This window comes from Paenibacillus sp. FSL R7-0333, from assembly GCF_038000365.1.
Taxonomy (GTDB): domain Bacteria; phylum Bacillota; class Bacilli; order Paenibacillales; family Paenibacillaceae; genus Paenibacillus_AQ; species Paenibacillus_AQ silagei.
Map to the genome: position 1 here is coordinate 6,063,045 of NZ_JBBOBZ010000001.1, position 13,495 is coordinate 6,076,539.

11 protein-coding genes are annotated in these 13,495 nt (G+C 52.9%); 4 read left to right on the forward strand and 7 right to left on the reverse strand.

The features are described 5' to 3' along the window. Positions 1-290: 290 nt before the first annotated feature. The gene (locus tag MKY86_RS25615) at positions 291-1,316 is read left to right on the forward strand and encodes a LacI family DNA-binding transcriptional regulator (protein WP_076085058.1); all 1,026 of its coding nucleotides are present in this window, start codon (positions 291-293) and stop codon (positions 1,314-1,316) included. A gap of 292 nt (positions 1,317-1,608) precedes the next feature. On the opposite strand, the gene MKY86_RS25620 is transcribed toward MKY86_RS25615, so the two are convergent. Next, complete coding sequence (locus MKY86_RS25620) at positions 1,609-2,625, reverse strand: ketoacyl-ACP synthase III (RefSeq protein WP_076085029.1); 1,017 nt, start codon at positions 2,623-2,625, stop codon at positions 1,609-1,611. Positions 2,626-2,829: 204 nt separating this feature from the next. On the opposite strand from MKY86_RS25620, the gene MKY86_RS25625 reads away from it, so the two are divergent. The 3 genes from MKY86_RS25625 to MKY86_RS25635 are packed head-to-tail and all read left to right on the forward strand — an operon-like array spanning position 2,830 to position 4,556. Next, entirely contained in the window at positions 2,830-3,399 is a 570-nt protein-coding gene (locus MKY86_RS25625) for a WHG domain-containing protein (protein ID WP_083685722.1), read from the forward strand. Between the two features lie 12 nt (positions 3,400-3,411). After that, complete coding sequence (locus MKY86_RS25630; protein ID WP_076085035.1) at positions 3,412-3,921, forward strand: flavoprotein; 510 nt, start codon at positions 3,412-3,414, stop codon at positions 3,919-3,921. Further along, on the forward strand, positions 3,918-4,556 hold the full coding sequence (locus tag MKY86_RS25635) for a hypothetical protein (protein WP_076085037.1): 639 nt from the start codon (positions 3,918-3,920) through the stop codon (positions 4,554-4,556). The genes MKY86_RS25630 and MKY86_RS25635 overlap by 4 nt, the downstream gene beginning before the upstream one ends. A 494-nt stretch (positions 4,557-5,050) precedes the next feature. Here the strand turns inward: MKY86_RS25635 and MKY86_RS25640 are convergent, their stop codons facing one another. The 6 genes from MKY86_RS25640 to MKY86_RS25665 all read right to left on the reverse strand — a co-directional run bounded on the left by MKY86_RS25640 (position 5,051) and on the right by MKY86_RS25665 (position 13,065). Next, positions 5,051-6,394: a glycoside hydrolase family 28 protein gene (locus tag MKY86_RS25640; protein ID WP_076085040.1), complete on the reverse strand. Its 1,344-nt coding sequence runs from the start codon at positions 6,392-6,394 to the stop codon at positions 5,051-5,053. A gap of 101 nt (positions 6,395-6,495) precedes the next feature. After that, on the reverse strand, positions 6,496-7,605 hold the full coding sequence (locus MKY86_RS25645; RefSeq protein ID WP_076085043.1) for a glycoside hydrolase family 88/105 protein: 1,110 nt from the start codon (positions 7,603-7,605) through the stop codon (positions 6,496-6,498). Positions 7,606-7,672: 67 nt separating this feature from the next. Beyond that, positions 7,673-8,548 (reverse strand): carbohydrate ABC transporter permease, encoded by an 876-nt coding sequence (locus MKY86_RS25650; RefSeq protein WP_036732546.1) that lies wholly within the window; start codon positions 8,546-8,548, stop codon positions 7,673-7,675. A gap of 21 nt (positions 8,549-8,569) precedes the next feature. Continuing rightward, the gene (locus MKY86_RS25655) at positions 8,570-9,538 is read right to left on the reverse strand and encodes an ABC transporter permease (RefSeq protein WP_083685724.1); all 969 of its coding nucleotides are present in this window, start codon (positions 9,536-9,538) and stop codon (positions 8,570-8,572) included. Between the two features lie 115 nt (positions 9,539-9,653). Then, positions 9,654-11,213 (reverse strand): extracellular solute-binding protein, encoded by a 1,560-nt coding sequence (locus MKY86_RS25660; protein ID WP_076085046.1) that lies wholly within the window; start codon positions 11,211-11,213, stop codon positions 9,654-9,656. Between the two features lie 658 nt (positions 11,214-11,871). Next, complete coding sequence (locus MKY86_RS25665; RefSeq protein WP_076085316.1) at positions 11,872-13,065, reverse strand: IS256 family transposase; 1,194 nt, start codon at positions 13,063-13,065, stop codon at positions 11,872-11,874. Positions 13,066-13,495 lie beyond the last annotated feature (430 nt).

A 13,495-nucleotide genomic window follows, 5' to 3' on the forward strand; every position in this document is an offset into this window, starting at 1 on the left:
AGTCTCCTCTTACCGCATTTCCATCGCCCCGCTGCCTTCAAGCTGCTCTCAGCTCAATCTAAAGTACCCTCAGACCCCCTGACCGAAATCGGTTTCGTTTTTCTCCGTGCCATTCCTCTAAACGCAATTAACCTTTGACTTGTTTCGGCAAGTTGAATAGACTCTAGAAAGGACTGCTGTTTGACAGCAGAGAGTGTCCAAGTGAACGGTCAGTAGCCTTGAGAAACCCTGGCATACCCGTCTTTTGGCCCTGTTATAACTATGAAGCGGGGGTGAGCATAGCCATGCAAATGAATATCAAAAAAATCGCCGAAATGGCCGGGGTCTCTGTATCGACTGTCTCCAAAATCATGAATAATTACAGCGATGTTTCCGAAAAAACGAAACGAAGAGTGCTCGAAATCATCGAACAAACCGGATATACCCCCTCAAGCTCCGCCAAGACGCTGGCTACCAAGAAATCGAATCTGATCGGGGTTATTTTTGCCGGTGAGCTAAATGTGGAATTTACCCATCCTTTTTTTGTTGAGGTGCTGAATTCGTTCAAGAAGCAGATGGGGGTTCTGGGGTATGATCTGATTTTCTTCTCGAATGAGAAGTTCATTAATAGCGGCGATTACTACTCGCGTTGCCTGCATTTCCATGTGGACGGCTGTGTCATTATCTCGGGAGAACAGATGGAGCCTGCGATACAGGAACTCGACCGGAGCCATATTCCCTGCATCGGCGTTGACCTGGAGCTGACCGGCAGGAAATCCGGCTATGTCATGTCAGACAATTACCAGATTGCTTCCAAAGTGGTGGAGCATTTCTACCTGCTCGGACACCGGGAGCTTGGTTTCATAGGCAGCAGAGCGGATTCGGATATCTCCAACCGGCGCGAAGCAGGGTATGTCAGAGCCATTGCCGGCTTCGGCCTGGTCATGAATCCTAAGTGGTTCGTGCATGGTGATGATTTCTTCGAGCCCAGCGGGTATGCAGCAATGAACTCGTTAATTGCATCGGGAGATTTGCCAAAAGCGGTCTTCGCCGCCTCCGATCTCCTCGCTCTCGGCGCAGTCCGCGCCTTGAAGGAGCAGGGTCTGCGTGTTCCCGAGGATGTGGCCATCATCGGCTGTGACGATATTGAGGCCTGCCAGTATACCAGCCCTACGCTGACGACCATCCGCCAGAACAAGGAACGCCTGGGTGTGCTCGCCGCCCATATGCTGTTCGATCTCATCAATAACCAGTCTGAAGGCGGCTCATTTGTAGTTGAACCGGCGTTGATCGTCCGTGAATCCTGCGGCAGCGGGCTGAAACACTTGAACCGGTAAACGGCTAAATCCCTGAATTACTGAATTACTGAATTACTGAATTACTGAACCGCTTGAATCGCTTGAATCGCTTGAATCACTGTACTCCTGCTTCTCCCGGATCTGCCCTTCAATCCCTCCCCTCCAGCCCAGAACAATAGCTTAGCTGCATTCCGCAACTACCTGAGAACGCTTTCGATACTATAATCGCTCATTTACCGGACAGCTTCAAGGCACCGTTTTTCTGATTTTGGGGACCATTTTTCGGCTTGGCCCCCGTATTAGCCTGTCCATGCTCTCTATCCTGACCGCATTACAGCGGAGTAGGCTCAGCCACCTGAGGGTCCAGCGACAGTCTGACCAGTTGGCCCGCATGACTAAGACCCGCACCGAAGCCGTACAGCAACACCTGCTGGCCGCTGCGCACCTTCCCTTCGCGGATGCCCAGATCCAGCGCAAGCGGAATACTGGCAGCCGAGGTGTTACCGAAGGCTTCAAGACTGTACAGTGCCTGCCCGAGCGGATAGTTCAGCCGTTCACAGATGGGTTCAATCATCCGCAGATTGGCGCTGTGCGGGATGAACCAGTCTACTTCCGCAAGCTCTGCTCCGGCGTTCTTCAGCACCTGCTGTACTCCCTGCGGAACCGTACGGACCGCCCACTTGAAGACCTCACGCCCGTTCTGTACCAGCATGCCTGAACCGGCAAGCTCCACTCCGTTCACCTTCTCCGCCAGCCCTGTGCGATAGACATGCTGCGCTCCGCTTCCGTCACTGCCGAGATGGTATCCCATGAAGTCGTCTGACGCCCCGCTCCCGCTGCTCTCCACCAGCACAGCCCCTGCTCCATCCCCGAATAGAATGCAGGTACTGCGGTCCGTATAATCTGTGATCTTGGATAGCGTGTCGGCACCGATGACCAGCACCTTATGATGCAGTCCCGAAGATACCAGCGCGTGAGCCGTATGCAGAGCATATACGAATCCGGCGCAGGCGGCGCTCAGATCGATCGCTCCCGCAGTCAGCGGAATGCCAAGGGTATTCTGCACAATGGATGCCACAGATGGAAAAGAGAAGTCTGGCGTGCTGGTCGCCACAAGCACCATATCGACATCCTGCACACTTTTGCCATAACGCTTCATCAAATCCCGGACGGCAGCTGCACACAGATCACTGGTATATTCATCCGCGCGGCTGATCCTGCGCTCCCGGATACCCGTCCGCTGCACAATCCACTCATCATTGGTATCCACCATCTGCTCCAGGTCCTGATTCGTAAGTCTGCGGGCCGGCACGTAAGATCCGATCGCTGTTATTTTTGCACCTGTCATTAGATCCACCTCAGCTTTTGATTTTATTAGTATCTGATATTAGTACTTGGTACTAATTATAACCTGCTCCTGACTATTTTGCAAAATGTATACCCGGAATCGCCCAGCAGCAATCACATCTTAACATTGTAAAGATCACCAACACATGTTACAATCTTTACAATGTTAAGATGACAGGCAAGTATGAAAGGAAGAATGCATACCTTGAAAGATAAACCTTACCACCGCGGAAATTTACGCAACCAGCTGATCGAAGCCGGCATCAAGCTGATTAACTTGGACGGAATGAATAGCTTTTCCCTACGCAAAGTAGCCGCCGAATGTGCAGTCAGCCATACCGCCCCCTACAGCCATTTCAAAAATATAGATGAACTGGTAGCCGCCATGGGGGAACATGTCACGAGCCAGTTTATGGACACCCTGCATGCCTCCGTTCAAGGACAGGAGGAGAACCCTGATACGATTATCCTGCTGGGGCAGGCCTATATTGATTTTTTCATAGAGCATCCACAGTATTTCCAGTTTCTGTTCTACCATTCAGGCATCGTTATTGATCTGGACAACTACGATTCTGACAGCTATCCGCCATTCGCCCTATTCCGGACAACGGTCTATGAAGTGTTCCGCAGCAGCGGGCTGCCGGAGCCGGAATTCACCAAGCACTTAGTTACACTCTGGTCCATGGTGCATGGAATTACGGCTTTGCTTACCAATAACGGAGTGCGTTATTCGGGCAACTGGCGCGATCTGCTGGAGCTTAAATCTATCTTTTAGGGAGATGAAATCTTGAGAACGATCATACACGATCTGCAGGAGCAAGAATTCGCGGGCTGGCTGGGGGATACGGCGCAAGAGGAAGTAACGGTCATCTCGGATAGCGGTGCGATCCGTTCGTGCATGGGCTGCTTCGGCTGCTGGACCCGGACTCCCGGGACATGCGTCATTAAGAGAGATGGCTACGACAATCTGGGGGAGCTGTTCTCCCGCAGCGATGAGCTCATGATCATCAGTAAATGTATGTATGGCAGCTATAGCCCCTTTGTGCTGAATGTGCTGAACCGGAGTCTCTCCTACATGCTGCCCTATTTTGTCACCACACACGGGGAGACACATCACCGGCCCCGCTATAAGCACCAGTTCACATTATCCGTACATTTCTATGGCAGTGACCTTACGGAGGCTGAGCAGCATACGGCCCGAATGCTGGTCGCGGCAAACGGCCTGAATCTGTATTCGTCAGAGAACAACGTCTATTTCCACACCAGCACGCAGCACATTAGGGAGGCCCTCCAATGAACATCGCGCTGATTAACGGCAGCCCCAAGCCAAACGGCAGCAACTCGGGCATACTGCTGTCCATGCTGGAGCCGCTGATTGCGGACGGGAACGAACTGCACACCTATACGCCGAATAAAAGACCGCTCGCCCCCGGGCAATACAGCGAGCTATGCGGCATGGATGTGCTCGTGCTGGCCTTCCCGCTGTATTATGACGGAATTCCGTCACACTTGTTCCAGCTGCTGGTTACCCTGGAAGGATATTTGAAGACCGAGCGCGAACGGGAGATTTACGTCTATGCGCTGATTAACAACGGCTTCTACGAGGGACAGCAGAACCACATTGCGGTGGAAATCCTTAAGAATTGGTGCGCGCGCGCCGGTGTTCACTTCGGGCAATCCATAGGCCAAGGCGCCGGGGAAATGCTGGGCTCCCTGGATAAGGTTCCTCTGGGCCGGGGGCCGCTGAAGAATCTGGGCCGTGCCATGCATAGCCTGGCCGAGAGCATCCAGTCCAGAAGCGCCGGAGAATCCCTGCTCTTCAGTCCGAACTTCCCCCGCTTTGCCTGGAAATTCTATTCCACCCGTTCCTTCTGGCACCGCACAGCCAGGGAGAACGGACTGAAGCCGAAGGATCTGCGGCGGAGGATGTAGGATATACGGCAACCAATCGCATACTGGTGGGTTGCCGTACCCCATTACGATACGAGTGGAGGACTTAATATAGGACTTAGTTGCACTCCGTACACTTAAATCACCTGATATTGCACCAATGATGCGTTTAGTTGTATTTCGTACACCTAAATTCCACCAATACCAGCCTTATCCCCCATTCGGGGCAAATTTAGTTGTACAAACTACATTTAGAAGCGGCAAACCCTCCTTTTCACTGTTTTTAAATGTACAGAATGCAACTATCCCTTATCCGCCGGATTTAATGTTCCCAATCGTCCCGGCACCTACATCTACGGGGGAATAGGCACTGCTATTTATGCCTTAAAAATTCAAGTTAAATAGTACAAACTTCTATTTAACCTTAAAAGCCCAGTCCCCCAACAGGACCAGGCTCTTTCACTTACAACCTCTATTCGCATGCCCAAAGGAATGCCTCCCCCTGATCTCACCAGTTCTCACCGGCCCCCAGGCTTTTATCGTTCCGCCAGCGACACTGTAACCTGCTCCACCAGCTTCTCCGGCTTGGCCGTGTTCCTGGAGTGGCAGTTCAGGAATTCCACTTCTTCCCCATTCTCAACATAAAAGGCCGGGCCGTCATGGTTCTCAATTGTGACCTGCTGAAACTGCACCTCGTGGACATTGCCGAGGAAGAAGCCACGACGCTGCATGTCCTGAATTCCTGCCATCATATCCGGCTGGCCGGGCACCGCGTGCTCCGCCATCGAGATATCGATGTTGGTGAAGGTGATTTCCGAGACCGCCTGCTCCGCCAGCCCGTACAGGAATCCCGCCGCCGCATGGACATTGCGTGCTGTAATATTGGCATAATGAATCCGCCGGAACTGCGGGGTCTCCTCCGTCACCGGATACGGGTTCTTGTCCCAGACGTATTTCTCCTTGCCCCGGGGCCCACAGAAATAGTAGAGATTCAGCGTGAAGGGACAGATCACATCCTCCATCACAATATTGCTGATCCGGATATCCTCAATAATCCCGCCCCGTCCCCGCCGGGACTTCATGCGGATGCCGCGGTCCGTCTGCTTAAATACACAATTGCTGATCGTCACATTGCGGATATCGCCGCTCATCTCACTGCCCAGCACCACCGCTCCGTGGCCGTGAACCATCACGCAGTTCGTAATCGTGATATTCTCGCAGGGAATCCGCTCCCGGGTATCCTCGGTGCCTGCCTTAATGGCAATACAGTCATCGCCTACATCGATATGGCAGTTGCTGATACGCACATCGCGGCAGGATTCGGGATTGATTCCATCGGTATTCGGCGAATCTGCCGGATTCAGGATCGACAGATTATCGATCATCACATTGCTGCAATTTATCGGATTCACCGTCCAGCTTGGGGAATTCACCAGCGTTAGATCGCGGAGCGTCACCCGGTTGCAATCGTCGAAGCCAATCAGTCTTGGACGGGGATACTCCAGCTCTTCCGGGCGGTCCCGATGCTTTTTCCACCAAGGTTCTCCATTCCCGTCAATGGTTCCGCTCCCGGTAATCGAGACATTAGTCAGGCCCGCTCCGTAGATGCAGGCGGCATGAACCTCCCGCTTCACCCCTTCCCACCGTGATTCCACGGCAGGATAATCCGCCGGATCGGTACTGAAGGACAATACCGCACCAGGACTGAGATGCAGCTCAATATTGCTGTATAGACGGATTGCACCTGTCAGGAAGGTCCCAGCCGGAATATACACTGTACCTCCACCGTCACGGTCCGCCGCTGCAATAGCATCTGCAATCGCCTGCGTTGCTGGCAACCCGCTGTCCCGCTGCGCTCCGTAGTCTACTATGTTATACACTGTCCGCCTCCATTCTTGTCATCCGCTGCCGGGCTGATCCAGGCAGCTTCCGGCTCTATTGTGCCTATGTCAGAACCGTCAGCCCTCTAACTCCACTCCGCTTATGCCGGATACAAATCCTGCATCTCCACACAAGCCATCACCAGCGCACCCACGCCGTGCAGATCATTGCTGACCTTCGGACGGGTTACATAGTTACGGTAATCTCCCGCCGAGGTTCCGATGCAGATATCCGGCAGCAGCAGCCGGCCCTGCTCATCCCACTGGAGCACCTGAATTAAGCCTTCGTAGCCTTTACGCGCTGCTTCCGCCGCTTCATCTATAGCTTCAGCCGGAAGGATACCCAACTTCACTGCTCTGGCAATCGTGTAGACGAACAGACAGGAGCCGGAGGTCTCCAGCCAATTATCAGGTTCATGTCCCTTATCCACCACCTGATACCACAGGCCGCTCTGCGGGTCCTGATAACGGATCAACGCCTGTACGAATCCGCTTAGCTCGGCTGCAAGCTCGGCCCGTCCAGGATCAGTCTCCGGCAGTTCATCCATGAACTGTGAGACGGCAAGCCCGTACCAGCCAAGCGAGCGGCTCCAGAATTCCGGCGAGCAGCCGGTGGCGGGATTCGACCATGGCATGCGGCGGCTCTCATCCCAGGCATGGTAGAGCAGGCCGGTCGCCTCGTCCTTCATGTATTTGCGCATCAGGCGCTCCTGGTGCAGCACCTCGGCCCGCAAGGCATCGTCTCTATAAGTATTCGCGTACTTCAACGAGAACACCCCGGCCATGTACAGCCCGTCCAGCCACATCTGGTTCGGATATTTGTCCTTATGCCAGTACCCTCCTTCGGAGGTCCGGTTCAGTGTCAGCAGCAGATGGCGGAGCTTGACCGCCGCCTCCCGGTATTTCCGCTTGCCGGTCCGTTCATACAGCGTGAAGAGCAGCAGCCCGGCCTGGACGGCATCCAGCTCATCCCGGGCAAAGTCGAAATTCCCCTGCTCATCCACGAGATCATCCACATACTGCTTAATATAATCGATATAGCGGTCCTCCCGGAGCGTCTTCCACAGCAGCTCCATCCCGCACAGGAATACGCCCTGATGATAATGCCAGCGGTGCGCAGGCGGGAGTTCCCACGCCTGATACGTATCCATTAATGAATCACAGGCTTTTTGCGCCCATTCAATTGGTGTTTGCGGCAGACTGCCAATCATGATAATACCCCTTTCATCGTTTAGAAGGTCCCACCGTCCCTCGCCGTCCGTCAACATCTGTCAGTCATCAGCCCTTCATCGAGCCCAGCATCGCACCCTTGGCAAAATGCTTCTGCAGGAACGGATACACCATCAGAATCGGCAGCGTAGCGACCACGATAACCGCCATCTTGATCGTCTGATCCGGCGGCGGAACCGTGCCATCCAGTGTCGCACTGTGATCCATTCCGCTGGCCAGCACGACAATCTGCCGCAGCAGGACCTGAATCGGCCATTTGGCGCTGTTATCCAGATAGAGAATGGCACTCATATACGTGTTCCAATATGTCACGGCGTAGAACAGAGAGATCGTGGCAATCGCCGGCAGAGACAGGGGCAGTACGATTTTGAACAGAATCCCGAAGTCATTGCAGCCGTCGATCTTGGCCGATTCCTCCAGCCCCTCCGGAATGTTCTGAAAAAAGTTCTTGAGTATAATCATATTGAACGCACTGATCGCGGAAGGAAGAATCAGCGCCGCATACGAGTCGATCAGCCCCAGCTCCTTCACCACGAGGAACGTAGGAATCATTCCCCCGTGGAACAGCATCGTGAACACCACCAGGAAGTTGAACACCCGGCGGCCGTCCAGATCCTTGCGGGAGAGACCGTAGGCCATCAGCGCCGTGATGAACATACTGAACAGCGTGCCTATCAGCGTGACTCCAATCGATACCCCTAAGGCTCTGAAGATCGTATTCGTGGAGAAAATAAATTTGTACGCCTCTAAGCTCCATACCTTCGGAATCAGCACAAACTTGTTGGCAGCCAGCTCAGCACTGGTTGTGAAGGAGCCTGCTACAACGTGGATGAACGGCAGCACCGTTACCAGCGCGATAAGGGCAAGCAGTATAAAGTTGACGGCAGAGAATAGTCTGCCGCTGAACGTGCGGTCTTCTACCATTTGAATTCCTCCTGCGGCATTTTAATATACGCCTTCTTCTCCTATTTTCTTGGACACCTTATTGACGGTCATGACCATGATCAGGCCCACAATCGACTTGAAGAAGCCGATGGCTGTACTGTAGCTGAACTGCCCTTGCCGCAGACCGGCGGTGTAGACATACGTATCGATAATTTCCGCAACCTCGCGGTTCATGGAGTTGAGCAGCAGGTAGACATGCTCGAAGCCCAGGTCGAGAACGGAACCGATTTTCAGAATAAACAGGGTGATGATCACTCCCCGGATGGCCGGAAGCGTAATATGCCAGACCTGTCTGAGCCGTCCGGCTCCATCCATACGCGAAGCTTCATAGAGCCCCGGATCAATAGCAGCAATGGAAGCCAGATAGATAATCGTGCCCCAGCCTGCTTCCCGCCAAATGACCTGAATAATATACATCGGCCGGAACCAGCCCGGACTCAGCAGGAAATTGATCTTGGCGAATCCGAAGTAAGCCAGCAGCTCGTTGATAATCCCCCCGTCCATCGTCACCATAACGAAGGAGATCGAGACGACGATCACCCACGACATGAAGTGCGGCAGATACACTAAGGTCTGGAAGAATCTTTTGAAGAAGGTACCTCTGAGTTCATTAAGCATCAGGGCCAGAATAATCGGAATCGGAAAATAAATCAGAATATTCATCCCGAACAAAATCAGCGTATTGGCTAATATGTTCAAGAAATCAGGCTCGGTGAACAGCCGGCTGAAATGCTTCATGCCCACCCATTCGCTCCCGGTAATCCCTTGGTAAGGCTTGTAATCCTGGAAGGAAATAATCAGTCCGTACATCGGCAAGTATTTGAAGATAATGAAATACAGCACGCCGGGGATGAGCATGACATAGAGCAATTTGTTGCGCCACAGCCGCTTCTTCAGCTCACTGCTGCTCTTATATTTCTTCGGCATGGGTTCGGGAACTACGCGGGGCGGGGCGGATACTTCCTGCATGATTCTCTTCCTTTCTCTGTAAATTATTCGTTAGTGGAAAAAAGGCTGCCGGAGCGCTAACCCGGGGCAGCCCTCTTCCTGTGTTCAGTCCGCTGTGATCGCGGCTGCGCTCTGTTTATTTTTTGTACGCGGCATTATATTCTTCGATGATCTTCGCCCCGCCCCGGCTCTTCCAGTTCTCGACTTCCTTCTCGAAGCCGGCTTTATCCAGCTGACCATACATGTACTTGTAAGTCGCATCCGCAATAATCTGCTGCAGCTCTACGCCCTTGGACGTATAGGTTGCCGAGTCGAGCGCCGCCGTAGGATCTGCGACCCCGTACTTCACGTTCTCCAGCACCAGCTCCTCTGCATGAATCCGGCCCGGCAGCACGTTTAAGCTCTGGTACATACCGTTCGTTTCGTATTCGCCGATGACGCTGTCCTTGAAGCCTTTGACCTCACGCTCGATCAGCTCTTTATTGTCGGTCGCTTTGGCTTTGCCGTCCACCACGGTATAGTGTGTGCCTTCAATGCCCCAGTACATCAGGTTCGATACTTCAGGAGTCATCATGTAGTCGAAGAACTTCAGAATCTTCTTCAACTCCGCTTCATCCTTCACCGCCGATTTCGGGAACAGTACGACATTGTTATAGCCGGGAATCATCCACTGGGCGAACTTGCCGTCAGGCCCCGCCACCATACTATGCGTATCCAGCACGGCATCCGGCACGTTCTTGATCAGGTCCTTATTCAAGGAATCGATATCCTGCATCGAACCGCCGATATACAGCCCGGCTTTGCCGCTGGTGAACATATTAACCGCATCCGTCTTGCTGGTTGCTGCAAAGTCCTGGTTCATGTAACCGCCTTCACGCAGCTTTTTGAAGAAATCCATGGTATCGATATATTGCGGAAAAGTGAACTCTGGCGCAAGCTGACCGTCCTTCTCGGCCCAGTTATTCGGGGTGCCGAACCAGGAGGAGACGGTTTTGAACGCACCATACACCAGCTCGTTGCGGTCAACAACACCGATGGTATCCTTTTTCCCGTTACCGTCCGGGTCCTGCTCGGTAAAAGCCTTAGCCATAGCGAACAGCTCATCCGTGTTGGCCGGCGCTTTCAGTCCCAGCTTATCCGCCCAGTCCTTGCGGTAGATGATGCCCTGGCGGGCCAGCGGACGGCCGATATACAGGGTATACAGCTTGCCGTCTACCTTGGTGTTATTCAGGATCTCCGGCTTCAGCTTATTCAGGTTAGGGAATTCGCTGAGCAGCGGCCCGATCTCCCAGAATTGCCCGTCCTTGATCGCTTCCTTCATCTGCAGGAAGGTCGTCTGATTCTTCAGATACGTCACCTGCGGCAGGGAGCCGGTGGCGAACGAGGAGTTCAGCTTCTCCTCATACGTATCGGCCGGGAAGAACTGGTAGGTCAGCTTCGTATTCGTCAATTTCTCCACTTCATTCTTGATCGTATCCGGTGGAGTATCTGTCGTATTCAGCGGCAGCATAATCTTGATCTCTGTCGGCTTCTCCGGCTCTGCGGCCGGGTCCGTGGTTGCGGTTGTGTTGGTCCCGGTGCTGGCGCCCGGGTCTTTCGTGGCTGCCGCCTCTTTGTTGTTGTTACCGCCGCAAGCGGACAACATGCTGAGTGTCAGCAGCGAGCTTAGGAGCAGGGTGAAGGATTTTTTTGTCATTCCTTTTTGACCTCCGTTTAACTTGTATTGGTTACAAGCCTCACATTACGCTCTGCGCTGGATTACGAAAACAATCATTTGCTCATAAAGGTGCGCAGCGGCGGGAGGTGTGGGTTAATGATTATCGTGTGATGGGGGGGGATAGGCCGTGGGGAAAAACCCTTGGGAGCGGCGGCGGGCGGGACTGCGTGAGCTTTGGACTTCCGGCCGCTGTTGTCTCCAGATGTTGTTGATCATATGCTTGCAGCAGATAACATCCGGAGACAAAGGCGGACGCGACCGCTCCTCCAGTTCCAAACCTCCCTCCGTCCCTTTCTGCCGCTCCAGGCTGGGGGCTTTCAAGGCCTATCCTTGAAAGTGGGTAAAGGAAGGCCCCGCCGCTTCGCGCGGCGGGGCTTGGATTAAGGGCTTCCGGTAGAGCGGTGAAGATGAGTTGTAGAGAGGAAGCGGTAGGCTGCGGGTAGGACGATGAAGCTGGGATTGGTCCAGGAGAACGGGAGCGGCAACAGGCGGGATTGAAAGGAGAGGTTTACTTCTCCTGCAGGTAGCGTCAAGAAGTTTGTGTAAAAGAGTAGAAGTGCCTCCCCGGGTTACGGGTTGGGATGTAGTGTTTCTGGGGGAAGGGGGAACCCCGACCCCCAGAAACTGGATTTCTCTGTTACGCCTCTTCCGGTGTGGGCAAAGAGGGGTAGCGTGTTTCGAATAGCTCTTTTAGCTTCTTTTTAACGGCATCCATGCCAAAGCCTTGGGCGACCCGCCCTGCATGACGTTCATTGTATTCCAGCATCTCCAGGTACACGATTTTCTCTGCCGCATCCATGTTCGTCAGACTGTTCATCGGTTTCAGACGCTTGCGGATTTCCTTGTTCATCCGTTCGATGGGGTTCGACGTGTAGATCGCTTTACGGATCGACTGCGGATACTTGTAGAACGTCAGGAGTGTGGATAACTGTTCCTCCCAGGACCTCATTTCCTTCGGATACAGCTTGTCCCACTTCGCTTTGACCGTATCAAAGTTAGCCCGGGCTACCACTTCATCCGGTGCGGTATATACGGTTTTCAACGCCTCCATGACATCGGTTTTGTGCTCCACCCGAATTTTATGAAACGTGGCCCGCACTTTGTGCACTACGCAATGCTGTACATCCGCCTGAGGATAGGTCTCTTTAAACGCCGCATCCAGTCCCGGTAGCCCGTCAAACACACCCAGCAGGACTTCCTGCGCTCCGCGGTCGTACAGGTCTTTGAGTACCTCCCGCCAGCCATTCGAACTCTCTTGGCCACCCACGTAGAACCCGAGAATTTGACGCTGTCCCTCCTCGTCAATTCCCATCGCAAAGTAGACCACTTCACCACGAACCGTGCCCCGTTTCAGCTTCACGTACAGCCCATCTAAATAGATCACAGAGTACCGTTTGCTCAGTGGCCGCTTTTGCCACTGGTGGATATCGTCCAGCACTGTAGCCGTAATATTGCTGACCGTGGTGGGGGAGTAGTGGCTGCCAAACATACTTTCAATGAACCGGCCCACATCCCGCGTACCCATGCCCGATTTATACATTTGGATGACGGCCTCTTCTAACCATCCGTCCCGCCGCTGGTACGGCTCAAACAACTGCGTCTGGAAAAGGCTTTGGCGGTCCCGGGGCACCTGAAGCTCCTCGATATGGCCGTATTTCGTGTGTAAATCTCGCGTATAGTAGCCGTTGCGACTATTGCTGGCACCGGCTTCTTCACTGTCCATAAACCCCTGGATTTCGGCCCGCAACAGGCGTTCCATGTTGTCTTTCACAAAATCTTTAACAAGTTTTTCAAATAGATTATTCAGAGAACTTTCGGGTAAAATATTCATTGGTAGGGTTCCTCCTTGGTGGTTTCGCAATCCCGAGGATACCCTACTTTTTTGGTGCCTGACTAGGCTCCAAATCTTGGTACACAACTTACTTTACGCCATCCTCCTGCAACAAACAGGTGGAAAAATGTATCTTAATTTAGCCGTTTTTTGAGAAAAGGCAGAAGTAGTTGGAAAAAAGGCATCTAATTATGTTAGTTTTTCCTACTACGGCTGAATTGGACGGATTTAAGTGTTGTTTTTCCAACTATCATTTCTTGCAGCGTTTATTAGTTCATCAGCAAGTGGAAGAAATCCAACTGTTTCCGGTCTTCATAGCATCTGTGCTTGTATAAGCATATAGTTTTATCGAAGTTAGCTGCATTCTTTCGTATAAAAAGGCAGATCAATCATGAAGGAACTCATTGACTTTTTGTCCTGATAATAATAT

Bases quoted from the DNA above. Each gene is read 5' to 3' on its own strand.
- MKY86_RS25615 (WP_076085058.1), top strand. From the start codon at position 291: ATGAATATCAAAAAAATCGCCGAAATGGCCGGGGTCTCTGTATCGACT.
- MKY86_RS25620 (WP_076085029.1), bottom strand. From the start codon at position 2,625: ATGACAGGTGCAAAAATAACAGCGATCGGATCTTACGTGCCGGCCCGC.
- MKY86_RS25635 (WP_076085037.1), top strand. From the start codon at position 3,918: ATGAACATCGCGCTGATTAACGGCAGCCCCAAGCCAAACGGCAGCAAC.
- MKY86_RS25645 (WP_076085043.1), bottom strand. From the start codon at position 7,605: ATGATTGGCAGTCTGCCGCAAACACCAATTGAATGGGCGCAAAAAGCC.
- MKY86_RS25650 (WP_036732546.1), bottom strand. From the start codon at position 8,548: ATGGTAGAAGACCGCACGTTCAGCGGCAGACTATTCTCTGCCGTCAAC.
- MKY86_RS25655 (WP_083685724.1), bottom strand. From the start codon at position 9,538: ATGCAGGAAGTATCCGCCCCGCCCCGCGTAGTTCCCGAACCCATGCCG.
- MKY86_RS25660 (WP_076085046.1), bottom strand. From the start codon at position 11,213: ATGACAAAAAAATCCTTCACCCTGCTCCTAAGCTCGCTGCTGACACTC.
- MKY86_RS25665 (WP_076085316.1), bottom strand. From the start codon at position 13,065: ATGAATATTTTACCCGAAAGTTCTCTGAATAATCTATTTGAAAAACTT.